We start from the raw sequence: 24,765 nt of genomic DNA, 5'->3' as shown, positions 1-24,765 counted from the left end.
CTTCTTTTGAATCCCTTTGTTAAATCCATGGTATTTACAACTCCAAAATCCAGCTCTCCAAAGGTTTCAGATCAACCCTAACCTTTGCTTTCCCTCCAGAAACCTGCAATATCGGTTGTTTCTCTCCATATAATTTTTCCAGCATTCTATGGTCTCCGGCAGGTAATTCCCAATCTTTAACCAAATCAGCAGGCAACTCCAGATCAAATCCAAAGGCCTGAATTGAATCAAAATTAGTGATGATCACAAATTTTTGTTCTTCCGACCATCGGACATAAGCAAACACCCTGTCATTGTACCATTCTGTGTTTTGGCGGTTGTAGCGATGGATTTCCAAGTAATTTCCACCTAGAGCAGGACTACCTTTGGTTAAGTTTAACAGTCTTTTATAAAAATCCCTTAATTCCTTCTCCTCAGCAGAAAGCTGGCCCCCATCGAACTTCCCATTGTTCATCCAACGCTGGTGATGCGGTACACCAATGTAATCAAAAATAGAAGTTCGGGAAGGTTTCCCAAATCCCGCATACTCGGCACCTGGTTCACCCACTTCCTGGCCAAAGTAAATCATCATAGGCCCTCGGTCAATTGTAGCAGATAGAACAGCAGCAGGCTTTGCCATCTCTGCCTTACCGGCAAAGTCAGGGCTTGCGACCCTTTGCTCATCGTGGTTTTCCAAAAAATGCAACATGTGCTTCCCAATATCAGCCAGACCTTGTTGGATTGGGACAAGATGGTCAGTAGACCCTTTCCCCTGCATAATGTTTTTTAGTGTGTCATACAGCTCTACTTTGTCATAGAGGTAATCCATTTTTCCTAGATGTATATAATTGCGGTATTCCTTGGGATTATAGATTTCAGCCAATAGGAAAGCTGAAGCATTCTCCATTTTGATGGCTGAATTCAAATAAGACCAAAACTCAACCGGCACCATTTCTGCCATATCGTACCTAAATCCGTCCACGCCCTTACTGATCCAGAAAAGGGCTATGTCACGGAATTTTTTCCAAGAGTCAGGCACATCTTTATCTTTCCAAAATTCCGCATGTGTACGGAAATCTTTTTGAGCAAAATCCTCTGGTAAAGTAGGGAAATCCTTGGTGCCGTCGGGTTTAACGCCATAATTGACTTTTACAGTTTCATACCAATCATAAAAATGGGGTTGTGCTTCCCTAGAACCATTTCCTGTCCATTTGGCTGGAATTTCTTCAAATTTTCCATCAGCCAATGGATGTGGATCCCCACCTAGTGGGCGGTATCCATCGAGTGGTGCCGGAACCTTGAAACTACTCCCGGGAATATAGTAGAAATTGTTGTCCCGGTGATAGGCGACAGAAGTGTCGTCATCTGCTCCAAAATCCTTGACTCCTGCTGGATTGTTTCTACCCTCGTACCTTCTTGCTACATGATTGGGGACGATATCAATTATAACTTTCATCCCATGCTGATGGGTCCTTTCGATTAAAGCTTCAAATTCTTCCATCCTCCTGCCAGGATCTTCTGCCAGATCAGGATTGACCTGATAATAATCTTTTATCGCATAGGGAGAACCTGCCCTTCCTTTTACCACATCTGGATCGTCATTGCTAATACCATATTGGGTATAATCCCGAATGACAGCATGATGGGGCACGCCGGTATACCAGATATGCGTAACCCCCAAATCCCTGATTTCCTTAAGCGCATTGTCTGTAAAATCACTGAATTTGCCCACTCCGTTTTCTTCTAGGGTACCCCAAGGCTTTTGAATGGTTTTGGTGTTCCCAAAAAGCCGGGTGAAGACCTGGTAGACTACCATTTTATGGGGTTCGGACATTTCTGTTGTTGAAGTTTTTTTTGATTCTTTTTGATTACATCCTGAAGCTGTGAAAATCATTGAAGAAATCAATGCAGCCATAAGCAAATTATTTTTCATTTGACTAAAATAATGATTTGTGTCAAATTTCATTTGATAAAAAATAAAGTATCTTTCCTTACAATTGATACTCCTCCTAGGATGGGAACAGATTAAAGGAGTGAAACCACCTAAGAAGCGCTTCTACTTTTTTATAACCACATTTTTCTGAGATTACTAAATTTTCCTCCCTATCATAAGCAATCCAACTGAAATGCCAAAAAATGCGCCAAATAGGATTAAACTGTTCATCGCAACCATCGCATACCCAAGTTCTGACACATTAACGAAAGGATAAGGATAAAATCCTGTGTAATATCCTTTGGAAATGGTGAAAAGGAGATAAATGAAGGGATAAATAAGCCATGAATATATTTGTGTCCAGTAGATTTTATGCTTCAACTCAAAAACAGCCCAAAACACTAAAACCAAAAGTGGATTAATAGTATGAAGCAATTCATCAACAACTCTAGCAATTCCTTCGGGATTCCATGTATGCCTTAATGCAACTTGGTAAACAATTCCAACAACCAATATATAAACTGTGATCGCAGTCAATACACCAGGCCTTCCCCAAAATGATTTAATATCTTGGTTTTTAGCCCATAGTTGGGAAGTAAAGTAAATGGCAACCAAAGAATTGGTCAAAATTGTAAAATAACTAAAGAAACGGACAGTAGCTCCTAACAAATCTAACTGACTACCTTCCAACATAATGAAATATTGTGCAAATACAGAAGACCAAACGATCAATGCTGCACACATGGATATTTTTTTCTTCATGAGTTCAAAAACAAGATTGACACAAAAAGTCCCCAAACTATTTTTATCCTGAACAAATTTTGTAATAGGATTTTCTACATATTAATTAAACGATAAACATATAGTGTACTCCTCTTGATAAGATTCGGATATTCCTTCATGTTAATAGTTTCTGCGGGTGAGTGTGCCCCAGTACCTGAGGCTCCCAAACCATCAATGCAATCGAGGTAACCTGCAACATAAGAAATATCCCCAGCTCCTCTGGAACCAGGGTCACCAGCTTTCACCTCCCCAAAACCTATATCCAAACTTACTTTATTAAGGATATCTACCAATGCATAATTACCGGAGCTAGGTGGCATGGAGGGAATCCCATCTTCGAATTCAATTTCTGCTGTGGTGCCGTTTAGATTTTGGCCTACTATCTTTCTCATTTTTTCTCTGGCTGCTTCTTTCTGTTCTTCACCCAAAAACCTCAAGTCTCCTGTAACGAGAGCTTCTCTGGCAACAATATTGGTCTTACCCAAAGCAGAACCTTCACCGCTTATTTCATTATACTCAATATCCGAACCGCCAATAATTTGACCGGGATTGAAGGTTAGGTATTGTTCTCCTGCCAATTCTTCCCGGAAAGCATTAAGAATCCTTGCTGCCTCATATATTGCACCATAGCCGACTGTTTCCCTGAATACACCCGAAGAATGTACTTGTCTGCCTTTGGTTTTTAATGTCCAACCACTGGCACCTCTTCGGGCCACAGTTGCTATATTAAAACCTTGGGCTGTTTCATAACCCAAGGCATAATCATGCTGTTTGGCCCTCTCTACAAAATCCAATCTACTTACCCAGCTTGGACTTCCTGCATTCTCCTCATCCCCTGTAAAATAAACAGTGATCGTTTTATCCTCTAAAAGCCCCAATTCATGAAGCGCTTTTAAGGTGGCAAAAATCATTACATTACCGCCTTTCATGTCATTCACTCCTTGTCCTTTGGCTGTATTATCATCAACAAAAGTAAAGGGATAGAACGGCATATCCTTTTCAAAAACCGTATCCAAATGACCTATAAAGAAGAGTTTTTTTCCCTTAGTTCCTTTCCTTGTCGCTACAAAATGGCCCGCTCTTCTTAAAGAATCAGGCAGGGTTACCCATTCTGTCTGGAATCCAATTTTTGAAAACTCTCTTTCAAAAACCCTCCCCACTTCCCTGACACCTTCCAGATTGAAAGTACCTGAATTGATATTAACAGTTTCTTCTAATAAGGCCACCGTTTCATTATAATTCCTGTCAATCCTCTCCAATAACTGTTTTTCAACATCGCTAAGTTGATAAGAAAACAAACTGTTGGCAAGCAAAAGGAAGCAAGCAATAAAACCATTTATCTTAATCATAAATTATTTTTATTTTTCATTTTAACGATTTTGAACCTTTTTTTGCGGGAAAATTCAAAAATCAGCCCTTGGAAGTTTGCTCCTTTTTGGCAGAATTCCAAGAAGAATTCAGTTGTCGGCTATAAGAATATCTTAAGCCTTTATTAAATATCAAATCACCATGTCTGCCATAGATTTGGAAAAGCCATGGACTAAACAAAAACCAACAGATTGATTTAGATTTAAATAACCTAAAAGTGGAATACCAATTAGGTTATGTCTCCTTCCAGGATATATTTGTATCCCCAATCCGGTTTTCTTCGTTAAAAAAACAAATTGCGCTAATATGAAAAACAGCATTTCATTTTATATTCTGACTTTATGCTCGGTTATGTGGTTGGTATCCTGTACAGGAGAAACAGAAACCTTTCTTGTGGAAACACCTGAATTGAACCTTAAAGCAGAAGGTCCACTTTTTGAAGGTGCAAATACAGCAACTGCATCTTGGGAATTCAAATTAAATGAATTGATTGGACCAGAATTGGAAGAAACCACCGCTATCAAAAATGTTAAAATCAGCAAAGTTGAGTTTGTTTTGAAAGATGCGGAAGAATTGCCGGAGCTGGAAAAGATGGTTTTTGAAATAACCTCTAAAAATACTTCCATGACCCGAATCGGTCTTTATGAAGGTGAAATTAAAAGCGGGTCTCCATTTCAGCTTTCCTTGGCAGCCAAACAGGAAAATTTAGCTTCTGCCCTTGAAGATGGTAAAATCACATTTGTAGGTGATTTTGATCTGAAAGATGAAGAATTCTGGGAAGATCTGAATTTTAGCTTAAAAATCGTCTTTGAGCTGGAAGTCAAAAAATAAACCTAAATGTAATACGCTATGAAAAAGTTGATCTTAATTTTAAGTTTATCCCTTTTAGGCACAATGGCAATTGCACAAAATGCCGATGACATAGTGGGGGTCTGGGAACCCGGTCATGGTAAAGCAAGGGTAAAAATCGACAATATTGATGGAAAATATTATGGCAGAATAGTCTGGTTAAAAGAGCCCAACGATCCTGAAACAGGAAAACCGAAAACAGATGTCAACAACCCTGATGCCAGCATGAAAAGTGTCCCTTTGAGAGGCTATAGGATTCTGAAAGATTTTGAATACAAAGGCAAAGGCGAGTGGGCTGAAGGAACCATTTACGACCCCGAAACTGGAAACACTTACAGCTCTGTAATCACCTGGAAAGACGACAATACTTTAGATATCAGAGGATTCGTAGGAGTGAAGACCTTTGGACGGTCAGATACTTGGAGAAGATTGAAAGTAAACTGATCTGGCAATGGCGATAAGCTTTAAAAAAGTATTTTGCTTTTTGGTTTTGATTTATGCCATCATGGCCATACCTGTTTTTGCCCAAGAAGAAGAGGAAGAAGATTGGAGCAAATATGACGACATGGAACTGGTAGATGATAAAAACGTCAGACGATTTGCCAAACCGACCATTGTAGGACTGAGTCCAACCCGTTTTCTGAGTGTGTCATGGGACATGCAAATGCCTTACCAAATGACCTTTTCGGATATCAGGTTACCTGCTAGTTCCGGCACTGGCTGGAGAGTAGATGAAGAGGGGAATGTGGCCGAAACAGCAAGAGCTAGATTTACTGGTGGTATTAGGTTCAATTCAAATATTCCAGTCATTTCCAAAAGCAATATTGTTTGGCAAACGGGTTTGAATTACATGCGCGTAGGTTATTCTATAGACGAAATTCAGACCAACAGGATCACAGGAGCAAGTCCAAGTACTTATCTTAGCCTACCAGCCGTGCTGAATGAGAAGGGATTGAACAATATCAACTGGACCAACACGGTTTTTCTTCCCATGAGTGAACAGCATTTTCTCATTTTGCAAGGTGCTATGGATTTGAGTGGGACATATGATTTTGGTTTCCAACCCTTGGAGACGATCCGGTGGAGCCTTGCAGCAGTATATGGGAAACGGGTAAGCGAACTGAAACGCTGGGGTGTTGGAATTGCCCGTACCTACAGGGTAGGTAATATGAATTATGTACCTGTGATCATGTATGATGTGACTTCAACCAATAGAAAGTGGGGCACAGAAATCCTTTTCCCGGCACGTGTACATGGCAGGTATGCTTTCAACAAAAACTCCCTTTTGCTTTTTGGTTATGAGCTTGAAGGGCAGAGCTATAGAGTCAATGAATTTTCCATCAATGATAACAGCTTTGAAATCAGAAGGGGTGAATTGAGACCGAGAGTGGAACTTCAAAAACAATTGAGAGGTCCTTTTTGGGCACATTTCCAAGCTGGTTACAGGATTGACTGGAGCTTTGATGCTGATGAACTCCCTGGAGGCAGGGAGTTTTTCAGAGGATTTTTCGGCAATCAGGAATTTGGGATGAAGAATACCTTAAATAATGCCCTCTACTTCAATATAGGGATAAGTTTTGTAACTTTATAAACAGCGATTCACTTGATAATACCAAAAAGGCTGTCCATAGAGGACAGCCTTTTACATTTGGAAATTTTTTAATTAGCTATTTCATGCTCATGCCGGAGTCAATTGACCTCCAAGTTCGTAAACCATATAAACAAGGCTCCTTTGTCATTGCGGTGTTCTGTCGCCAATTTGATGCCTTTAAATTCTTTTTCACTTTCCCAGGTAATAGCCCTTCCTTCTGGACCATTCCCTCTCCTAAATACCCATTCTTTGATAAAAAAATTGTCATCCAGGTATAAATCATAGGCATCACCAGGTGTATAACCATCTTCATTGTTGTACACCACAATCATTTTGGTACTTGGAGTGCCTGAAATAGGTGCTGGAACATTTTCCTCTACCTCGTACGAATATCCCGAGTCCCAAACCAATTGGAATGGAAACATGAGCCAGTATTTATCATTGATGAATCCCTTATCAATTTGAGGCTTTTGGTCTTTTGGCAAACCCAAACTGTAAGAAAAGCTCGTATCTGAATCTGCATAGAATACCGAGCTCTCTTTTATGTTCCATTTCCAATTTCTTGAAACTATCCGGACAGAATCTACCTGCACATTCCAGGTGTAGGCTATAGAATTGACTTTTTCGAAATTATCAAATCCATAAGCTTTGGCCACTTTTAGAGGTAGTATCTCCTCCTCATTGCTCTTGCCACAGGCAGCTATAATAATGAGTGAAAATAATAAAATTGAGATCTGTTTTACCCTCATATTGCATTGGTATTTAGAGGCTTACTTTTTTTGTTATCAAATCTATTAAAAATTTTTTTACTTGTATGTATAACCCATCCATTTTTGGAATTTCCTGTTTTCCAAGAATTGATACAAGGGTCTGATAATAGGAAGTAACCTGTTGATCAAAAGAACTGATCTGAAAATAAAAGAAGGATATACCCTCTTTTTCCCTTTGATGGCCCCCTTAATAATGGCTTTAGCTACATTTTCAGCTTGTTGGACAGGAAATGCTTGGGGAACATTTTTCCCCGCTTTTGAAAAAAAAGCTGTTGTTGTAGATGCAGGATATACAAGTGTAAGCCAATTAGAATACTCCTCGGTCCTAATGGACTCTGCCAATTGGTGAATGGCAGCTTTACTGGCACTATAAACACTATATCCAGGAACTGTCCAAAAGGCCATCGCCGATGCAGTAACTACCAGTCTGAATGGTTTAATCTGAGATTTTTTTAGGATTTGAGCTGTCCGGAATGGAACCCAGGCATTGATTCTAAAGATGGTCTCAAAGGCCTGTTGATCAAGATTTGACCAACTATCATACTTTGCAAATCCAGCATTGGCGAAAAAGTAATCTATCGTCTCCCATTTCTTATAAACTTTTTCAAAAACCTTCTCCACAGCATCTGGGAAGAGAAGATCAATCTGAAAAACCTCAATGCTTGGTAATTCCCCTTTCAACATTCCCAATCTATCCCCGTCCATATCTACTGCAATTACATTGTTCTTGGAATGCAGCAAAATAACAAGTTCCCTGCCGATACCGGAAGCAGCACCGGTAATGACAATATTCTTACCTGACAACATATTTGATTATAGATTCAGGGAAATGCATGTGGAAAGAATTGACTTTGAAACAAAAAAGTGGCTTTTGCTCACTTATGTTGGGAAAAAAATCTTTATTAACCCTTAAAGACTCAACTTTTGCCAATTTGCCCCAACCTGATCCTTGTGGATTGGTAAGGAAAATTTGTCCGCTTAACTCTTGGTACAATTTAATTGGAACTAATTTGGTAGTGGCAGGAAAGGGAATTCCATATGTTTTTATTTTACAAAAAAGAATGGGATCGTCCTCTTGACCAATTCCAATTGTATCCCAATTCTTTTCTGATCTCCAAATCATCGGCACAGTTTCTTTTGGGATGCCCCAATTGAATCTTCCATTTTGGGTGCTTGAATCTGAATCCACAAAAATCTTGGTTATGGACTGTCTATTATGAGGAGAAAACTTTCCTGGAATGATCAAAAGTTCTTTGTAAGGTCCTACAGGTGATTGGTGATAATTGACCAGCATGACATAACCAAGTCCACCCAAAAATTTTCCTTTTTGGTCTGCATTTAAAAAAGCATTGTTTTCTACCCAGTCCTTTTTAAAGTTGAACACCATAATTATCCCTTCCCCCTGTAAATCCCAAGGGGCTGGGAAATGATTGGCCGGCTTGATTATTTGCATTAAAAATCTATTTCCGTTTCCAGTAAATATAATCTGTTGATGCTACTTCTATTCCATCTTCTTTCAATTGGGCAATAACCTGACCTCGATGGTATGTACTATGATTGACCAAATGAAAGAGAATTTCCTGGAAAGTGTTGGTGTAGGGATTCCCTTTGGTATCATGGTAACTTATCACTTGATTTAGTGGGGTTTGCTGGAGCAGAGTCATAGTTTGCTGGTACAATTCTTGGTTCATTTCCCCCATATTTTCTACTTGCAAAAGATCCCATAAGCCTAAGTCATTGGATTTGCCTTCCAATCTTCTGTTCCACAATTGATGCGCAATCAGGAGATGGCTGGCTTGATTTAAAGCTTTCGTAGAAACCTTTTTCTCGTTCTTCTCCAAAAGAAGAATCATGGCATGGTTACTTCTAAATGTGTATTCAAGAATATCTTCAAAAAACGTCTTCATCGAATAATTGGGCAAAGTTAAATGCAATGCATGAAATATTTCTTTTCAAACCTTAATACGGGGATGGACTGATACTTGTCCATCCACCGTCAATTATAAGGTTTTGACCAGTAATATGCCTTGCTTCTTCCGAAACAAGAAACATTGCAGCATGAGCGACATCTTTCACCGAGGCAGGTCTACCCATTGGAGTAATTCTGGACCATGTATTTTCATAATCTTTGTCCAGAGCAGTCCTATTGGTCAACGTAGCACCAGGAGCAATTGTATTTACATTGATACCATATTCAGAAAGTTCAATCACAAGATTTCTTGCCAACATTTCTATCCCTGCCTTGCTCATGGCATAAGCTGCCAGGTTTTTATGTGCCTGATGGGCAGTTACTGATGAGGTAAAGAGTAGTGATCCACCATCTTTCTGTTTTTTCATCATTTGGGCAGCAGCTTGGGCAAGGAAAAAAGTGCCGGCCATATTGATCCGCATCACTTCCATAAAATCCTCAAAAGAATATTCCATAAAATTACCGTAGAGGGTTATGCCTGCATTGGCAATGGCTATATCTAATTTGCCAAATTCATGGGCAGCCATATCGGTCATTTCAAGAATAGTTTCAGGATTTCCCGAATCCCCTGATACTCCTATAACCTTGCCTTTTGCTGTATTCAGCAAGTCGGAAACCGCCTCCTCCGTTAGGCTTTTTTCAATGTCATTGATAATGACATGGTGGGCATTTACAGAAAGCAATCTTGCTATCTCTAATCCAATACCCTGTCCTGCCCCAGTAATCAAGGCCACTCTTTGATGATTTTTCATTGTCTTTAGTGAGAATCTCTTTTCACTTCAGGCCCTGATGCCCCTTTCAGAAAATCAAAATCAACTCCTTCATGTGCTTGTGTCACATTTTGGATAAACAAATTCACATATCCCCTATCATAACCAAGGTCCAATGGCTTAAATGACGCTCTCCTATTTTCAAGTTCCTCTTCTGAAACCTCAAGGGTCAAAGTCCTGTTGGGTACATCCAAGGTAATCCAATCCCCATTCTCAACAAGGGCAAGGTTTCCCCCAACTGCCGATTCTGGGGATACATGCAATACCACAGTACCAAAACCTGTACCGCTCATTCTTCCATCAGAAATCCTTACCATATCCGATATGCCTTGGGCAAGGATTTTTGCAGGTAATGCCATGTTGCCTACTTCAGGCATTCCGGGATATCCTTTTGGACCTACATTTTTCATGACCAAAACCGACTCCGGTGTGACATCCAAATCCGGATCATCCACTCGCTTCTTGTAGTCGTCTATATCTTCAAAAACCACTGCTCTTCCTCTGTGTTTCAAAAGGGAGGGAGTAGCTGCAGATGGCTTCAGTACGGCACCTTGGGGGCAGAGATTGCCTTTGAGCACTGCAATACCTGATTCAGGTTTAAAGGGCTTCTCCATAGTACCAATCAGTTCTCGGTTATAACATTCTGCATTGGTAATGTTATCACCGATAGTTTTCCCATTGACGGTGATCTGATCAGTATGTAAAATACTCTCTATTTCCTTCATGACTGCAGGCATGCCTCCTGCATAGAACAGATCCTCCACAAAATGCTCTCCTGAAGGCTGAATATTGGCAATCAATGGGATATTGGTTGAGAATTTATCGAAATCTTCAATATCCAATTCTACTCCAATCCTTCCTGCAATTGCAAGGAGATGGAGGATAAAGTTGGTCGAGCCTCCAATAGCGGCATTGACCATAATGGCATTTTCAAAAGCTTTTCTGGTCAGAATATCCGTCATCTTGAGGTCTTCCCGGACCATTTCTACTATTCTCATCCCTGCCATGTGGGCGAGAACCTTTCTCCTGGAGTCAGCTGCAGGTATGGTTGCATTGTCCGGCAAGGCAAGTCCCAGTGCTTCTACCATAGCAGCCATGGATGAAGCTGTTCCCATCGGAGCACAGTGTCCCCTTGATCTTGACATAGCCGCCTCTGCTGCTACAAAATCTTCCTCTGAAAGCTCTCCCTTTTTGTACTGTTCCGCAAACCTCCATACATCAGAAGTTCCTATTTTCTTTCCTTTGAACCAGCCGGCCAACATTGGTCCTCCTGAAACTACCATTGTGGGCAGATTGACGCTTGCCGCACCCATCACAAGGGAAGGAGTTGTTTTGTCACAGCCACACAGCAATATCACCCCATCCATTGGATTAGCACGGATACTTTCCTCCACATCCATACTGGCAAGGTTCCTAAACAGCATTGCTGTAGGCTTGATGGAACATTCCCCCAGAGACATAACGGGAAACTCCAACGGAAAGCCTCCTGCTTCCCAGACACCCCTTTTTACTGCTTCCGCCAATTCTCTAAAATGGGCGTTACAGGGGGTGAGCTCGGAGTAGGTGTTACAGATACCAATAACAGGCTTTTTCCCTTCAAAAAGATGATGGGGCAATCCCTGATTTTTCATCCAAGATCTGTATATAAATCCATCTTTGCCTTTACGGCCGTACCATTCCTGGCTTCTCAATTTTTTCTCTTTCATGTCAATAGGTTTGTCCGGGTCTAAATTTGATCAGAATTTAGTAAATCTTTCCAGGATAAGTCAAACCATAGAAATAAAATATCAAGAAATGCCAATTTTATACCACTGACCTATTCGTTGAGCATAAGTTGGATGCTTGAATACTTTTAAAAAACAGAGCATTTGGCCTGGGAAGGTATTTCTAAAAAAATACAAAGGACATAATTCCCATCAAAACGCATTTTATTTCCTACCTTTAGGGCCTATTTCAAAGAAAACAAAACATACTATCTGATTTTGAAATAGCTGAATAAAAAGCAAAAAGCTATGTTTGTTTTAGCAAAAGAAAACAGTATCGCACATCAGTTTCTATCTGAAGTCCGTGATATCCATATCCAGCATGACCGATGGAAATTCAGAAATAATCTTGAGCGATTAGGGGAAATCATGGCATATGAAATTTCCAAAGTGCTGGATTATGAGGAAATCCAAATCCATACACCTCTCACTGAAACAAAAGCAAAAAAACTGAAAGAAAAACCTGTACTTATCAGTGTTTTACGGGCATCCATACCCTTTTATCAGGGGTTTTTGAATTATTTTGACCAAGCAGACAGTGGATTCGTGGGCGCCTACCGGAAACCTGAAAAAGAAGGTGACAAAGAGGTTGAAATTGAATTTCTTTACCAAGCTGCCCCAAACATTGAAGGAAGAGAGGTAATTTTGATAGATCCTATGCTTGCTACCGGAAAATCTTTTGTAAAGACTATCCAAAACCTATTACAAAATGGAACTCCAAAAACCATACATATTGCCTGCTTAATTGCAGCACCAGAGGGGGTTTCCTTTATCCAAAACAATATCAATGTGCCTTATAAACTCTGGATAGGAGCATTGGATGAAAAATTAAATGACAAATTTTATATCGTTCCGGGATTAGGGGACGCTGGGGATCTTTGTTTTGGGGATAAAATTTAATCTAGAATGGTTTATTTGATGTTGTTAGTTGGACTGGCTATTCTTTTAGCCGGTGGCAAATACCTCGTAGATGGTGCAACTGCCTTGGCCAGCAAATTAGGAATTAGCGCTGGATTGATTGGACTTACAGTGGTCGCTTTTGGGACTTCAGCCCCGGAATTATTGGTGAGCGTCAATGCCGCTCTTAAAGGAAACAGTGATATCGCCATGGGCAATGTCATTGGCTCCAACATATCCAACATCTCACTGGTATTGGGTATAAGTGCAATTATCTATCCCATACATATTATCCGGTCCATTCTCAAACTGGATTACCTTGCTACACTTCTCAGTGCTATTCTATTTTATATATTGGCCCTGAATGGCATGATTTCAAGAATAGAAGGAATATTATTGTTTGTACTACTAATCGCACTCAACTGGTATTTCTTTAGTAAACTTAAAAAAGCGGACAGCGAAATATCGATCGTTGATGAAGAAGTAAAGCAGACACCTTTATGGAAATCTATACTGTTACTGCTTCTAGGCATATTGGGACTTTATTATGGCTCTGACCTTTTGGTAGATAATGCAGTAAAAATATCCCAGGTTTTTGGCGTAAGTGAAAGGATAATAGGGGTAACAGTAATTGCAGTAGGCACAAGTCTTCCGGAATTGGTCACTTCAGTGATAGCAGGAATAAAAAAAGAAACAGATATTGCTATCGGGAATATCCTGGGAAGTAATATCATGAATATTCTGGCCATTATCGGTGTCACTTCAATAATTAAACCGATACCTGTAGCTGATGCTTTTTTGGGACAGGATTTTATCTGGATGCTTGGATTGACCTTGGTCTTGTACCCTGTTTTAAGAACCAGGCTTAAAATTTCAAGGCGTGAAGGTTTGTTTCTCCTTGTTATATATGGGGCATATCTCTATTTTATATTATGATAGCCTATTTTTTAAAGTTTTTTGCCATCTGGTTCGCAAGCCTTTTCAAATTTATTGCAGGACCTATTTTAGGGGCTGCGGCAGAATATTCATTACTTGAAATTGTGACTGTAACAGTTGGAGGTATGATGACTTCGGTATTGTTGGTTACATTTTTGGGGGATTGGTTTAAATCCCAATGGAATTTCAGGTTATCTGCAAAAAAATTCAGCAAAAAGAGTAGGGCTATTGTCAAGACATGGAAAAAATTTGGACCAGTAGGAATAGCAACTATTACCCCTTTGCTCTTAACCCCAATTGGTGGAACAATTGTTTTAATTGCATTCAATGTGGCCAAAAGAAAAATTTTTAGCTATATGTTGGTAAGCGCCCTGATCTGGTCTACTATAATGGGCGCTTCTATCCATTGGCTGCTTTCAATTCCATTTTTTGACTTTTTACTCCGGTAAGGTTTCATCAGGAAGAATTTCAATATCCTGGATTAGGACCCTCTTGGCAATTTCCTGACCAGTCAATGTTGCTGCCAATCCTCCCATGGCTGTTTCTTTGTACCTAGATTCCATACTTGCTCCTATTTCACCCATAGCCTCAACACATTCATCCACAGGAATAACAGCACTTACATAGGCCAATGCAATCTGAGCAGAGCTGTTGGCAATAGCCGCCGCACTGGCATTTCTTACCACACAAGGTACTTCTACCAATCCGGCCACAGGATCACAAACCAGGCCCAACATACATTGAATAGTAATAGCCACAGCATTAAAAACCTGATCCACATCCCCTCCCAAACAATGTACAATTGCACCTGCAGCCATAGCTGCTGCAGAGCCTGTCTCTGCCTGACAGCCACCAACTGCCCCTGCCAGACTGGCTTTTTCTTCAATGATCAAAGCTATACCTGCACCTACCAATAAACCTTCCAATATTTTTCTATCCGAAAGCCCATGGATTTCCTGAAGCGTATACAATGTACCTGGAAGAATTCCAGATGCTCCCGCGGTAGGGGCCGCTACTACTCTTCCCATACAGGAATTCACTTCCTTAGCAGCCAAGGCCCTTGAAATTAATTTCTGAAACTCTGGGGATAAAACTGTCAATGGATGATGAAAAACTTTCTTTGCACCATTGTTGATCATGCCTGATCGGGAATTCATTTCTTCTTTCAATCCAGTTTCAACTGCCTCCCTCATGACCGTATAAGCCTTTAATAGGCCATCCCATATGCGCTCTTCTGTATTTCCTTTTTGTACAACCTCATATTCAATGACTGAATCAAAAAGGCTTATGTTTTTAGCTTCACAATAGGCTTTCCAGCCACTGAAACTTTCAAAAAGATAACTCATGGTAATATTTGGGTTTGATTATGATGCAATTTGATGAAAAGCTTTGCCCAAAACAAAAAATTCAACCTATCTCCAACAAAAAGCCTCCTTTTTTACTAAAGGAGGCTTTTAATACTTGGAATGAATTTACCTGATATCTACCAATTTGGCCTTTAAGTAAACTGGCTCAAATGGACGTGCAACCTGGGGAATGAAACTTTTTTGAAATAAATCCCTCCTGATCTGAAATGGAATCACTTGAGTTGTTTTACCGAATGCCAAATGGGAAGGGGAAAAGACCTCTATTTCGGCATTTAACCTCAAACCTAGGAATGCCAAATTTAAAAATTGAAGATTTGATGGATTGCCCAGAGAAATTTGGATTGGGCTCATGGTATTAGAGGATTCCGCTAGTGCTTGGTTATCCCCCATTTGAAACAAACCATAGGTAAAGCCAATGACATTTCCTGCAGCTGTAACTGTTCCTGTGGTATTGCCTCCGGAAACAATTTTAAGATATAAGCCTTCAGGCGTTTTTTGGAAACCTTCTAGTTCATTAGCTGCAATGTAATCCTGTATAGCAAGATCTTCTAAAGTTTTTATTTCTTCCACTGTGTAGATTTTGGCATATTTCACCCTAATCTGCAAATTGGAATTGGGAAGAATCAGTTGCTGATAAGTGTAATCTTGATATGCCAGATAAGATGGCACATATAGCTTTAATATCTCACCTTCTTTGGCCAATCCGGCCGCAAAATTGATTGCCCTCGGCACCAATCCCCCTTCAGAATGCGCAAAAATCTTAGGAGGTTTGGTTTCATCAAAATAATCTTCAATCAATTGCCCATTGATAGTCCTAATTTCATAGTAAATACCAACGATATCATTGTTTACAATCTGATTTCCTGTGGCTGCACTTACTTCTCTTACATAATAATAGCCCAGCGGCGTTTCCACTGCATCGATATTATTTCGCTGTAAGAATTCTTTTAAGAGCCTATCATCTCTCTCAATCGCCTTTTCAAGATCTGATTCTACTCCTTGAATACAACTATTCAGGGCAAATAAAACCCCTATCAACCATACGCTAAATCGCATTTGCATAAACTATATCTATTTTTTTAATTGAAAATTCATTCTCAAGTTCAAACCACCAATGGAAAGTTGCTGCCCCAAAAAAGTCTGCCCTCCCAATGAGGTTTTGTAAAAGGGCTCCACGGAAATAAAGGTACCATTACTTAAGCTATGCTCATAACCAATCCCAAAATTGATTAATTGGCCCATATTCCCATTGTCGGAACCCGATTCTGGCCTAACTGTCTGTGTAAAAGTCTGAACTGCATTTTGGCCTATAGCAAAGCCCCCGCTGTTCATATTTAATGCACTAAAGGTATAAACGCTCCTTTGATTAAGGAAAAACATATTGGAAAAACCAGAAAGAACATAAATTCCTGCTGATTTCTTGTCCCAAAGCATATACTTCAAATTTACAGGGATTTCCAACTGCCCAAACCTAAGCTCAGTTGTTGCAGTCACAACATTGGTATTCAATGCAGATAACCTATAACTGTCTGCTTCATTGGCTGAATTGGCCAACAAACTATTAAAATTCGAATTGTTGGGGCTCAGATTTTGACTGGCATATACCATTCCTACATCCAATTTCAACCTTCTGGAAAATGAAAACTCGGAGGCAAGTCCTCCCCCCAAATTAAGTGATTGATTGGAATTGGCAACCGTCTGGGGTGCTACCAACAGTCCTAATTTTAATGGATTTGATTTTGAATTGTTTTCTTCCAAATCTTCAGAAGTATTTTTCCCCTCTTGGAGCCAGGCAGAAATTGAAGCTTTTGCAAGTTCTTCTTCCTGTTCTCTGAACTGCGCAATAAATGGGCTGGGCAGGTCATTTTTATTGTAAATACTATCCTCAAAAATTTCTGAACTTTGAACTATCTCTACCTTGGCTATAATATGTTCCTTTGGTAAATCTAATGCGATTGGTAATTCAATTTTGGGAACATTGGGTGTCACACCAGGTAGCTTATTTTTCCAATCAGCATCGGATAAAGCAATAAGTGGCTCTTCAAAGTTTTTTCCTAATTCTTGCTGTACTGCTTTATCTAAGCCAGGGGCTGTGGCGCCATTTTCTATCACATTTGGAATTTCAATATTGGTTTCTGCTATTTCTTCAGCCGAAGGAGCATCCAACACCTTATTCAGGTTGAAGAAAAGCATGCCAAGGCCTAACACAGCAATCATAGATGCTGCCCATAAGATCCATGGTGCATTTGCCAAGCCTTTTTTAGGCCTGAAATAAGCAGTGGAAAGTTTTTCCCACTCCTTGGAATCAAAAGCCTCCTCATGATCCTCAAAGGACGCCCTGATCTTCTCCACCAGTTTTTTATCGAACTGCTCCTTCATCCCTAATCTGATTGATTTCCAATACTTTTTCTCTTAATTTTTGTTTTGCCCTGGCAAGGTATGTTCTTGATGTACTTGAAGGAATCCCAAGTTGCTCCGCGATTTCATTGTGCGCATAGCCTTCAATCTCATACATGTTGAAGACTATTCTAAGCATCTCCGGTAAGTTTCTCAACATGTCAAGGATATCCTCTTTAGACAACTGACCGATGATTTCAGGTTCATAGCTCTCAGCATCAGCTTTGTCAATATCCATTGCGCCGTAATGCTTTACATTTTTCCTGTAGTAATCGATGGAAGTATTGACCAGTATTTTTCTGAACCAAGCTTTGAATGAACTGATTTCCTCATTTTGGGCAATTTTATCGAACACCTTCATGAAACTGTCGTTGACAATTTCACAGGCCTCATCTCTGGAATTGGAATAACGCAAAGCAATGCTCATAGCATAGCCATAGAAATGCCTGTAAAGCATTTCCAAAGACTTAGGGTCCCCATTTTTTGCTTTTTGAATGAGTTTTTGTTCCAAAGGAGCCTTTTTATAGATGCACCATATAATGCATAGACGCTAAATAACCAGATAACGCTACAATGGGGCCAAAAAAAATCTAGAAATTGAAAATTACAGTCTGTTTAACCTCAGGAGACAGACTTAATGCCACAGGACAAGTTCGAGCAGCATTTTTTAATTTTTGTTGAAATGAGGGAGAGCCTTGGGGCTTATCCCAATGGAAAGCAATCATCACTTCTGCGATTTTCCTTGGATCTGATTGCATGATTTTGGTAATCTCCCATTTCAAACCTTTTAGGTCTATCCCATCTCTTTCTGCAACTATTCCCATTATAGTAACCATACAGCTACCAAGAGCTGCAGCTACCAGATCTGTTGGGGAAAATGCTTCCCCCTTTCCATTATTGTCCAAAGGCGCATCCGTAATGATTTCATTTCCGGACTGAATATGCACCATTTTGGTGCGGAGATTTCCTTCATATGAACTTTTAATAGTTGGCATAAACTCTTACTTTTATTTTTGGTTTAGTAACTTAAGTACGAAAATAGCGTTAATTTTCTGAGCAATTGAAGATGAGGAGCCTAAAATATATTCTGACTGTTTTTTTTGGACTGGCTGTGTCTGGTCTGTATGCCCAAAGAGATGATGTTGGGGATTATGACTACGATACTGAAGTATTGTTTGGCATTAACAAAAACACCAATGGTGGTCTTATTGGAGGATTTTCCTTCAAATATGGCATTAGGATAGACGACAGTTCTTTCCAGTTTTTCGGACTGGATTTGGCCAATGTCAAAAATCCAAAAGAAGTAAGGTACAATACTATCCTTGGAAATTCTTTCATTTTTGGAAAATCCAACTATCTCTATTCCATCAGACCATATTATGGAAGAGAACTGATCCTGTTTAAAAAAGCCCCACAACAGGGAGTTCAGGTTTCTGTTCTGGGAGCACTAGGCCCCTCTATTGGATTAATTGCACCATATATCATTGAATATTCAGTTAGCCGTTTGGAGACAGTAAGAGAACAATATAATCCTGAAGTACATCAGAGTCTCAACAATATTCTTGGGCCAGGTAGGATTTTTGAGGGTATCGGAAATTCAGAACTGGCAATAGGGGCCAATGCAAAAGCAGCTGTTAATTTTGAATTTGGAGTTTTTAGATCAAATGTCACTGGATTGGAACTTGGCTATCAGTTAGAAGGTTTTACAAAAGAAATTCCATTGATGCCAACCGTGGAAAACAGGCAATTCTTTCAGTCTGTTTATTTCACCTTTTTCTATGGTTTCCGAAAATAGATTGGGTTTATTGGCATCAAGGAAGTAATTTCGCAACAGAAAAAAATTAAAGAAATGATCGAGCTGCCTGTGATATCCGAAGAGGCAACCAAAAGGAAAAAACCTGATTGGTTGAGGGTGAAGTTGCCTGTCGGAAAAGAATATGCCAAAGTAAGAAAACTTGTAGACGAACATAAACTTCATACCATTTGTGAAAGTGGCAATTGCCCAAATATGGGAGAATGCTGGGGTGCCGGAACGGCAACTTTCATGATCCTTGGAAATGTATGTACACGCTCTTGTTCCTTCTGTGCCGTTGCCACCGGAAGACCACCGGAATATGATGCTGATGAACCTAGAAGGGTAGCTGAAGCCATCCAACTGATGAAGGTAAAGCATGCTGTAATTACTTCTGTAAACAGAGATGAATTGAAGGACAGAGGAGCAGAAATCTGGTATCAAACGGTCACTTTGACCAAACAGCTTTCACCTGAAACAACTATAGAAACTCTGATTCCAGATGTCAAGGGAAATTGGGATGCTTTGTACAGGATGATTTCCGCAGGTCAGGAAGTTGTATCCCATAACATGGAAACAGTAGAAAGATTGTACAGAAGGGTAAGGCCACAGGCCAAATATGAGCGTTCTTTGGAACAAATCAAACTTACCAAAGAATTCGGGAAAAGAACCAAAACTGGTATCATGCTCGGTTTGGGAGAAAATAAAGAGGAGGTTTATAAAGCAATGGACGATTTAGCGGCACATGGTTGTGATATCCTGACTTTGGGCCAATATTTGCAGCCAACAAAAATGCATATTGAGGTAGCTGAATTTATCCATCCAGATCTTTTTGCCCATTACAGAGAAGAGGGACTCAAAAGAGGCTTGAAATATGTTGAATCAGGACCATTGGTAAGGTCCTCATATCACGCTGAGAGACATGTGAACGTATAACAAAAAAGGATGGAATTGATTCCATCCTTTTTTGATTATGTCTTGTACTATTTTAGGTATGCAGAAAGCATCCATACTGTTTTCTCTTTGGCACTTATATAGTCACTGATCATGGTTACAGTACCCTCATCCCCTTGCTCAGCGGCAGCCTCAATGGTTTCACGTTCCAGTTTCAACAAGGTATTGAGGTTGTCCCTTATTATTTCCACCATTTTTTTTGCCTCTTTCACATGCTTAGCTTCTTGGATAGCGGCATTAGCTATGTATTCCTCAAATGAGGAAAAAGGTCTTGCCCCAAGTGTAAGAATCCTTTCTGCAACCTCATCAATCCCTAGATTAGCTTGGTTGTACAATTCTTCAAACTTAGCATGGAGCTCGAAGAAATTTGGACCGGTAACATTCCAATGAAAATTTCTTAGATTTTGATAATAAACCTCATAATTGGCCAAAAGACTATTTAATTTTTCAACCAAAATCTTACTGTCCTTTATTTTCAATCCTATTTCATTTGTGCTCATAATATTTTTATTTATGTTCGTTTTCAATCTTAATGAAGCAAAAACGGGACCATGGCACCAAAAAAAGATCATATTCCATATTGATAATATCTATGGATAAAAGGAGTTTTCTATTAGCTTAAAGGTCCAATACCAAAATTCGATGAAAAACAGACTGCAAGATATTGCCACCATGAACCTATATCAAAACCAAAGCCGTATCAAGTGGCTGGTTGTTATTTGTGCAGTAATTATCAGTTTTGGCTCAATTTTTTATACCAATCAATTGGTCGAAGAACTAAAGGAAAGGGAAAAGAGACAAATAGAGCTCCTGGCAAAAGCATGGGAATATGCTGCCATGTACACTGACAATTTGACATTTATCAACCAGGAAATCATACAACAGAACACTTCTATTCCTGTCATTGTCGTAGACGCCAACCAAAATTTCATCGATTACAGGAATATTAATTTCAAAAGCAAAAACTCTGAAGAGGAAAAGACCAAAATACTTCAGAAGGAGCTTGCCAAAATGAAGGCTGCATACGAGCCTATACCTACTGAAGAAGCATTGGTTTATTATAGAAATTCAGAACTTTTGACCTCCCTGAGATTTTATCCTTATGTTCAGCTCTCTGTGATTTTATTCTTTGGCATTTTGGCCTATGCAGTTTTTAACCAATCCAAAGTCGCAGAACAAAACCGTGTCTGGGCAGGACTTACCAAGGAAACAGCCCATCAGTTAGGCACTCCTATCGCTTCTCTGATGGCTTGGATTGATTATTTGAAAAATTCACCCGTATGGGAAGAAAATAAAGAAGTGATCCAGGAAATGGATAAAGACGTGGTGAAATTAAGAATGGTAACAGAGCGCTTTAGTTCCATCGGAAGCAAACCATCGATCCAACCGGAAAACGTATTCTCTGTCGTCGATGACACTATCAATTATTTAAGGCCAAGGATTTCGTCCAAAGTGGAAATGAAAATCAATGGCTATGCCAACCATATAGAAGCCATGATGAACAGGCCTCTTTTTGAATGGGTGATTGAAAATATCTGCAAAAATGCAGTGGATGCAATGAAAGGCCAAGGAACCATTTCCATTGACATTATTAAAGAAAGTGAAAAGTATGTTTTTGTGGACATCACCGATACTGGAAAAGGAATGGATAAAGGATTGTATAAAAAGGTTTTCACTCCCGGTTTTACTACCAGACAAAGGGGCTGGGGTTTGGGATTAACCCTTGCAAAAAGAATCATTGAAGGTTATCACAAGGGGAAAATTTATGTAAAACAGTCGGAATTGGGCAAGGGAACTACCTTCCGAATCATTCTTCAGGGAAGTTTGGACGGTATCAGCAAATTCCAAAGGGAAGACTTTGTGGGACAAAGGATATAGGTCTTAATTTAATTTATAGTGAGCTAATCCCCATAACCTGCTGTATTTATTTATTTGTATATCCGGAATGACAACAGTATTCATTAGTAAGATGGTTTTCAACCAAACTGATATTTATTAATATTGGATCCGCATCGGCGGACAAGTTATTCATTGATATTGGTTTGAAATCGTAGGTTTATTCTTTTGGAATGATTCTACTGGCAAGAGAGCGGACAATCCTGTTTTTTAATCTTGACATGATTTTTTTTTACCAATGCAACTTTTCTTTTTTAAAAAAGTATACCTTAGAAAAATGACTGTTGGATCAAACTCAATAATTGTGGTGCCAAAAACTTTGTTTTTCGCAATTTTTATTTTGGGAACACCATTGTTTTCAGTTGCCCAAATATTCAATAAACAGGCTCCATTGGTTGATTTAAAAGAAATTAAAGAAATCACTGTTTTTTACCCGGGCTCCCGGATTGAAGTAGTAGGGAAAGGAATGGGTCAGGTTCATCATGATTCTGCTTCGACTATCTCCGCCCAGGTAAATGCGGATTTGATAATGGAAAGATTACACCTCTTTGAAAAGGCACACTTTTACCCATTAGAGGAAATCTCTCATATGGAATTGTATTCTTTAGACCTGATGGAATTAGCTGAAAAAGCCTCTAAAAATGCTCCTTATGTGGAATTGCGGGTCACTCCCACCATTTTCAGTATGCTAAGTAAAACAGATACCCCATACAGCATGCTGATCTACCATGATGGATTTGTCAGAAAAAAAGGAAATATGACTGGGGAAATGTTTAAATCTATAGGAATTGGTGTAGCCACTTTGGGGAATTATGCCCCTATTCCTGTTTCTAACTCCTCCAATATTTTCATATTTATAATTGACAAAGAACTAGGGCATGCGGTTTTTGCCAAAAAATATGAAGGAGATGAAATCCATCCTTTAAAGAAAAAGAAAGTTGCAAAACAATATAAATTTCTGCTCAAGGATTTTTACTAAAATCAGTTTAAGAAAGCTTTGTCCATAACATGCTTTTTTCCTACTGGAATCTTACGCCAGTCAGAATTTTATAAAGACTCTAAGTATTTACTCTCCCTATTTCCATCCCAAAGGAATAAGCCTTACCTTTGCAGGCTGAAAAATAGAGAATCAGGACTTTAGATGAGTTTAACAGAAGAAATCAAAAAGCGCAAAACCTTTGCGATCATTGCCCACCCGGATGCCGGTAAGACCACTTTGACTGAAAAGCTTTTGCTTTTTGGTGGTGCGATACAAACTGCGGGAGCTGTGAAATCCAACAAAATCGATGTGGCTACCAAGTCCGATTGGATGGAGATCGAAAAGCAAAGAGGTATTTCCGTGGCAACATCTGTAATGGGATTTGAGTATCAAGGGGTAAAAATCAACCTTTTGGACACCCCAGGTCACCAGGACTTTGCAGAGGATACATACAGGACCCTGACAGCTGTCGACTCGGTTATTATGGTCATCGACTGTGTCAAAGGGGTGGAAATCCAGACAGAAAAACTGATGGAAGTCTGTCGCATGCGCAATACGCCTGTAATCTGTTTTATCAACAAGCTTGACCGTGAGGGCAGGGATCCTTATGACCTGCTGGACGAAGTAGAAGATAAACTGAACATCAAAGTACGCCCACTGTCCTGGCCTATCGGTATGGGCAAAGGCTTCAAGGGGGTGTATAACCTTTACGAAAAGAAACTTAACCTCTTTACTCCAAGTCAGCGCAAACTCAGCGATGACAGGGTGGTGATCGAGGACCTTAATGATGGGCAATTGGAGAAGCTTATAGGTGAAAGTGCGGCAAACCAATTAAGAGAAGACGTAGAACTGATCGAAGGCGTGTATCCTGATTTCGATGTGCAGGAATACTTGGAAGGCAAAGTGGCCCCTGTTTTTTTTGGCTCAGCCGTTAACAACTTTGGGGTCAACGAAATGTTGGACACCTTTATCCGTATCGCCCCATCTCCAAAAAGCAGGTATACAGAAGACCGTGAAGTGAAGCCTGAAGAGCCCAAGTTCTCTGGATTTATTTTCAAGATCCACGCCAACATGGACCCTAACCACCGTAACAGGATCGCATTCTTGAGAATCTGTTCGGGTAAATTTGAAAGAAACAAACCCTATAACCACGTCCGGGGTCCTAAGCCATTGAGGTTCTCCAATGTAACCCAGTTTATGGCCCAAGATAGGGAAATCGTGGACGAAGCCTTCCCTGGAGATATTGTAGGCCTTTATGATACCGGCAATCTGAAAATCGGGGATACCTTGACAGATGGGGAAAACATGACCTTCAAGGGCATTCCAAGTTTCTCGCCTGAGATCTTCAAAGAGGTGATCAACAAAGATGCCATGAAGACCAAACAGTTGGAAAAAGGCTTGAAGCAGCTGATGGAAGAAGGGGTGGCCCAGTATTTCACCTATGAGATGGGCAACAGAAAAGTGGTGGGTACCGTAGGACAGCTTCAGTTTGAAGTGATCCAGTTCCGCCTCAAGCATGAATACAATGCTTCCGCGGATTTTGCGCCTATGAACCTGTACAAGGCATGTTGGATAAGCAGTACCGATAAAAAGCAGCTGGACGAATTTGTACGTTCAAAGAGCCGGCACATAGCCCGCGACAAAGATGGAAAACTGGTCTTTATGGCTGAATCCAAAGCTTGGTTGCAAATGGTACAGGACAATTATCCCGAGATAGAGTTTCATTTCACTTCGGAGTTTTAAATACACCAAACGATTCAACACCAGCTACT

At 39.9% G+C, this 24,765-nt stretch carries 26 protein-coding genes; 11 read left to right on the top strand and 15 right to left on the bottom strand.

Annotated features, from left to right (window positions below):
* Positions 1-34: 34 nt before the first annotated feature.
* The 3 genes from CLV48_RS16925 to CLV48_RS16915 all read right to left on the bottom strand — a co-directional run bounded on the left by CLV48_RS16925 (position 35) and on the right by CLV48_RS16915 (position 4,044).
* Positions 35-1,912, bottom strand: coding sequence for an alpha-amylase family protein (locus tag CLV48_RS16925; RefSeq protein ID WP_106568467.1), 1,878 nt, complete (start codon positions 1,910-1,912; stop codon positions 35-37).
* 156 nt (positions 1,913-2,068) lie between these two features.
* Positions 2,069-2,674, bottom strand: coding sequence for a Pr6Pr family membrane protein (locus CLV48_RS16920; RefSeq protein ID WP_106568466.1), 606 nt, complete (start codon positions 2,672-2,674; stop codon positions 2,069-2,071).
* A 74-nt stretch (positions 2,675-2,748) separates the two neighbouring features.
* Positions 2,749-4,044, bottom strand: coding sequence for a M20/M25/M40 family metallo-hydrolase (locus CLV48_RS16915; protein ID WP_106568465.1), 1,296 nt, complete (start codon positions 4,042-4,044; stop codon positions 2,749-2,751).
* Positions 4,045-4,369: 325 nt separating this feature from the next.
* Between CLV48_RS16915 and CLV48_RS16910 the strand changes: the two genes are divergently transcribed.
* From CLV48_RS16910 to CLV48_RS16900, 3 genes are read left to right on the top strand one after another with little or no spacing between them, the layout of a single operon-like run.
* Positions 4,370-4,894, top strand: a complete 525-nt coding sequence (locus CLV48_RS16910; RefSeq protein ID WP_106568464.1) for a hypothetical protein — start codon at positions 4,370-4,372, stop codon at positions 4,892-4,894.
* An 18-nt stretch (positions 4,895-4,912) separates the two neighbouring features.
* Positions 4,913-5,356: a DUF2147 domain-containing protein gene (locus tag CLV48_RS16905; protein WP_106568463.1), complete on the top strand. Its 444-nt coding sequence runs from the start codon at positions 4,913-4,915 to the stop codon at positions 5,354-5,356.
* Positions 5,357-5,363: 7 nt separating this feature from the next.
* A complete protein-coding gene (locus tag CLV48_RS16900; RefSeq protein WP_245889595.1) occupies positions 5,364-6,503 on the top strand; it encodes a hypothetical protein in 1,140 nt (379 codons plus the stop codon).
* A gap of 98 nt (positions 6,504-6,601) precedes the next feature.
* Here CLV48_RS16900 and CLV48_RS16895 read toward each other — a convergent pair whose 3' ends face one another.
* From CLV48_RS16895 to CLV48_RS16870, 6 genes are read right to left on the bottom strand one after another with little or no spacing between them, the layout of a single operon-like run.
* Positions 6,602-7,252, bottom strand: a complete 651-nt coding sequence (locus CLV48_RS16895; RefSeq protein WP_106568462.1) for a hypothetical protein — start codon at positions 7,250-7,252, stop codon at positions 6,602-6,604.
* 57 nt (positions 7,253-7,309) lie between these two features.
* Positions 7,310-8,080, bottom strand: a complete 771-nt coding sequence (locus CLV48_RS16890) for an SDR family NAD(P)-dependent oxidoreductase (protein WP_106568461.1) — start codon at positions 8,078-8,080, stop codon at positions 7,310-7,312.
* Complete coding sequence (locus tag CLV48_RS16885; RefSeq protein ID WP_106568460.1) at positions 8,067-8,726, bottom strand: hypothetical protein; 660 nt, start codon at positions 8,724-8,726, stop codon at positions 8,067-8,069. The genes CLV48_RS16890 and CLV48_RS16885 overlap by 14 nt, the downstream gene beginning before the upstream one ends.
* Before the next feature lie 7 nt (positions 8,727-8,733).
* Positions 8,734-9,180 (bottom strand): DinB family protein, encoded by a 447-nt coding sequence (locus CLV48_RS16880; protein ID WP_106568459.1) that lies wholly within the window; start codon positions 9,178-9,180, stop codon positions 8,734-8,736.
* A gap of 52 nt (positions 9,181-9,232) precedes the next feature.
* On the bottom strand, positions 9,233-9,994 hold the full coding sequence (locus tag CLV48_RS16875) for an SDR family NAD(P)-dependent oxidoreductase (RefSeq protein WP_106568458.1): 762 nt from the start codon (positions 9,992-9,994) through the stop codon (positions 9,233-9,235).
* Positions 9,995-9,999: 5 nt separating this feature from the next.
* Positions 10,000-11,718, bottom strand: coding sequence for an IlvD/Edd family dehydratase (locus CLV48_RS16870; RefSeq protein ID WP_106568457.1), 1,719 nt, complete (start codon positions 11,716-11,718; stop codon positions 10,000-10,002).
* A 306-nt stretch (positions 11,719-12,024) separates the two neighbouring features.
* On the opposite strand from CLV48_RS16870, the gene upp reads away from it, so the two are divergent.
* The 3 genes from upp to CLV48_RS16855 are packed head-to-tail and all read left to right on the top strand — an operon-like array spanning position 12,025 to position 14,057.
* Positions 12,025-12,675, top strand: a complete 651-nt coding sequence (gene upp, locus CLV48_RS16865) for a uracil phosphoribosyltransferase (RefSeq protein ID WP_106568456.1) — start codon at positions 12,025-12,027, stop codon at positions 12,673-12,675.
* Between the two features lie 6 nt (positions 12,676-12,681).
* Positions 12,682-13,608: a calcium/sodium antiporter gene (locus tag CLV48_RS16860; RefSeq protein ID WP_106568455.1), complete on the top strand. Its 927-nt coding sequence runs from the start codon at positions 12,682-12,684 to the stop codon at positions 13,606-13,608.
* A complete protein-coding gene (locus CLV48_RS16855) occupies positions 13,605-14,057 on the top strand; it encodes a hypothetical protein (RefSeq protein WP_211299964.1) in 453 nt (150 codons plus the stop codon). The genes CLV48_RS16860 and CLV48_RS16855 overlap by 4 nt, the downstream gene beginning before the upstream one ends.
* Here the strand turns inward: CLV48_RS16855 and sdaAA are convergent.
* From sdaAA to CLV48_RS16830, 5 genes are all read right to left on the bottom strand, one after another.
* Positions 14,046-14,954 (bottom strand): L-serine ammonia-lyase, iron-sulfur-dependent, subunit alpha, encoded by a 909-nt coding sequence (sdaAA, locus tag CLV48_RS16850; protein WP_106568454.1) that lies wholly within the window; start codon positions 14,952-14,954, stop codon positions 14,046-14,048. The genes CLV48_RS16855 and sdaAA overlap by 12 nt on opposite strands.
* A gap of 126 nt (positions 14,955-15,080) precedes the next feature.
* The gene (locus CLV48_RS16845) at positions 15,081-16,037 is read right to left on the bottom strand and encodes an FKBP-type peptidyl-prolyl cis-trans isomerase (RefSeq protein ID WP_106568453.1); all 957 of its coding nucleotides are present in this window, start codon (positions 16,035-16,037) and stop codon (positions 15,081-15,083) included.
* A 9-nt stretch (positions 16,038-16,046) separates the two neighbouring features.
* Positions 16,047-17,354: an outer membrane beta-barrel protein gene (locus tag CLV48_RS16840; RefSeq protein ID WP_106568452.1), complete on the bottom strand. Its 1,308-nt coding sequence runs from the start codon at positions 17,352-17,354 to the stop codon at positions 16,047-16,049.
* Positions 17,335-17,883 (bottom strand): RNA polymerase sigma factor, encoded by a 549-nt coding sequence (locus tag CLV48_RS16835; RefSeq protein ID WP_106568451.1) that lies wholly within the window; start codon positions 17,881-17,883, stop codon positions 17,335-17,337. The genes CLV48_RS16840 and CLV48_RS16835 overlap by 20 nt, the downstream gene beginning before the upstream one ends.
* 79 nt (positions 17,884-17,962) lie before the next feature.
* A complete protein-coding gene (locus CLV48_RS16830) occupies positions 17,963-18,367 on the bottom strand; it encodes an OsmC family protein (RefSeq protein WP_106568450.1) in 405 nt (134 codons plus the stop codon).
* A gap of 71 nt (positions 18,368-18,438) precedes the next feature.
* On the opposite strand from CLV48_RS16830, the gene CLV48_RS16825 reads away from it, so the two are divergent.
* The gene (locus CLV48_RS16825) at positions 18,439-19,167 is read left to right on the top strand and encodes a hypothetical protein (RefSeq protein WP_106568449.1); all 729 of its coding nucleotides are present in this window, start codon (positions 18,439-18,441) and stop codon (positions 19,165-19,167) included.
* Between the two features lie 54 nt (positions 19,168-19,221).
* A complete protein-coding gene (gene lipA / locus CLV48_RS16820; protein WP_106568448.1) occupies positions 19,222-20,100 on the top strand; it encodes a lipoyl synthase in 879 nt (292 codons plus the stop codon).
* Positions 20,101-20,147: 47 nt separating this feature from the next.
* Here lipA and CLV48_RS16815 read toward each other — a convergent pair whose 3' ends face one another.
* Positions 20,148-20,618, bottom strand: a complete 471-nt coding sequence (locus tag CLV48_RS16815) for a Dps family protein (RefSeq protein WP_106568496.1) — start codon at positions 20,616-20,618, stop codon at positions 20,148-20,150.
* A gap of 142 nt (positions 20,619-20,760) precedes the next feature.
* On the opposite strand from CLV48_RS16815, the gene CLV48_RS16810 reads away from it, so the two are divergent.
* The 3 genes from CLV48_RS16810 to CLV48_RS16800 all read left to right on the top strand — a co-directional run bounded on the left by CLV48_RS16810 (position 20,761) and on the right by CLV48_RS16800 (position 24,736).
* A complete protein-coding gene (locus tag CLV48_RS16810; RefSeq protein ID WP_106568447.1) occupies positions 20,761-21,996 on the top strand; it encodes a sensor histidine kinase in 1,236 nt (411 codons plus the stop codon).
* Between the two features lie 295 nt (positions 21,997-22,291).
* Entirely contained in the window at positions 22,292-22,993 is a 702-nt protein-coding gene (locus CLV48_RS16805; RefSeq protein ID WP_106568495.1) for a hypothetical protein, read from the top strand.
* A gap of 162 nt (positions 22,994-23,155) precedes the next feature.
* Positions 23,156-24,736, top strand: a complete 1,581-nt coding sequence (locus CLV48_RS16800; protein WP_106568446.1) for a peptide chain release factor 3 — start codon at positions 23,156-23,158, stop codon at positions 24,734-24,736.
* Positions 24,737-24,765 lie beyond the last annotated feature (29 nt).

The organism is Cecembia rubra (genome assembly GCF_003014575.1).
In the GTDB taxonomy this organism is placed as follows: domain Bacteria; phylum Bacteroidota; class Bacteroidia; order Cytophagales; family Cyclobacteriaceae; genus Cecembia_A; species Cecembia_A rubra.
This window is presented reverse-complemented; position numbering and strand designations above follow the sequence as displayed.

Bases quoted from the DNA above. Each gene is read 5' to 3' on its own strand.
- CLV48_RS16925 (WP_106568467.1), bottom strand. From the start codon at position 1,912: ATGAAAAATAATTTGCTTATGGCTGCATTGATTTCTTCAATGATTTTC.
- CLV48_RS16920 (WP_106568466.1), bottom strand. From the start codon at position 2,674: ATGAAGAAAAAAATATCCATGTGTGCAGCATTGATCGTTTGGTCTTCT.
- CLV48_RS16915 (WP_106568465.1), bottom strand. From the start codon at position 4,044: ATGATTAAGATAAATGGTTTTATTGCTTGCTTCCTTTTGCTTGCCAAC.
- CLV48_RS16910 (WP_106568464.1), top strand. From the start codon at position 4,370: ATGAAAAACAGCATTTCATTTTATATTCTGACTTTATGCTCGGTTATG.
- CLV48_RS16905 (WP_106568463.1), top strand. From the start codon at position 4,913: ATGAAAAAGTTGATCTTAATTTTAAGTTTATCCCTTTTAGGCACAATG.
- CLV48_RS16900 (WP_245889595.1), top strand. From the start codon at position 5,364: ATGGCGATAAGCTTTAAAAAAGTATTTTGCTTTTTGGTTTTGATTTAT.
- CLV48_RS16895 (WP_106568462.1), bottom strand. From the start codon at position 7,252: ATGAGGGTAAAACAGATCTCAATTTTATTATTTTCACTCATTATTATA.
- CLV48_RS16890 (WP_106568461.1), bottom strand. From the start codon at position 8,080: ATGTTGTCAGGTAAGAATATTGTCATTACCGGTGCTGCTTCCGGTATC.
- CLV48_RS16885 (WP_106568460.1), bottom strand. From the start codon at position 8,726: ATGCAAATAATCAAGCCGGCCAATCATTTCCCAGCCCCTTGGGATTTA.
- CLV48_RS16880 (WP_106568459.1), bottom strand. From the start codon at position 9,180: ATGAAGACGTTTTTTGAAGATATTCTTGAATACACATTTAGAAGTAAC.
- CLV48_RS16875 (WP_106568458.1), bottom strand. From the start codon at position 9,994: ATGAAAAATCATCAAAGAGTGGCCTTGATTACTGGGGCAGGACAGGGT.
- CLV48_RS16870 (WP_106568457.1), bottom strand. From the start codon at position 11,718: ATGAAAGAGAAAAAATTGAGAAGCCAGGAATGGTACGGCCGTAAAGGC.
- upp (WP_106568456.1), top strand. From the start codon at position 12,025: ATGTTTGTTTTAGCAAAAGAAAACAGTATCGCACATCAGTTTCTATCT.
- CLV48_RS16860 (WP_106568455.1), top strand. From the start codon at position 12,682: ATGGTTTATTTGATGTTGTTAGTTGGACTGGCTATTCTTTTAGCCGGT.
- CLV48_RS16855 (WP_211299964.1), top strand. From the start codon at position 13,605: ATGATAGCCTATTTTTTAAAGTTTTTTGCCATCTGGTTCGCAAGCCTT.
- sdaAA (WP_106568454.1), bottom strand. From the start codon at position 14,954: ATGAGTTATCTTTTTGAAAGTTTCAGTGGCTGGAAAGCCTATTGTGAA.
- CLV48_RS16845 (WP_106568453.1), bottom strand. From the start codon at position 16,037: ATGCAAATGCGATTTAGCGTATGGTTGATAGGGGTTTTATTTGCCCTG.
- CLV48_RS16840 (WP_106568452.1), bottom strand. From the start codon at position 17,354: ATGAAGGAGCAGTTCGATAAAAAACTGGTGGAGAAGATCAGGGCGTCC.
- CLV48_RS16830 (WP_106568450.1), bottom strand. From the start codon at position 18,367: ATGCCAACTATTAAAAGTTCATATGAAGGAAATCTCCGCACCAAAATG.
- CLV48_RS16825 (WP_106568449.1), top strand. From the start codon at position 18,439: ATGAGGAGCCTAAAATATATTCTGACTGTTTTTTTTGGACTGGCTGTG.
- lipA (WP_106568448.1), top strand. From the start codon at position 19,222: ATGATCGAGCTGCCTGTGATATCCGAAGAGGCAACCAAAAGGAAAAAA.
- CLV48_RS16815 (WP_106568496.1), bottom strand. From the start codon at position 20,618: ATGAGCACAAATGAAATAGGATTGAAAATAAAGGACAGTAAGATTTTG.
- CLV48_RS16810 (WP_106568447.1), top strand. From the start codon at position 20,761: ATGAAAAACAGACTGCAAGATATTGCCACCATGAACCTATATCAAAAC.
- CLV48_RS16805 (WP_106568495.1), top strand. From the start codon at position 22,292: ATGACTGTTGGATCAAACTCAATAATTGTGGTGCCAAAAACTTTGTTT.
- CLV48_RS16800 (WP_106568446.1), top strand. From the start codon at position 23,156: ATGAGTTTAACAGAAGAAATCAAAAAGCGCAAAACCTTTGCGATCATT.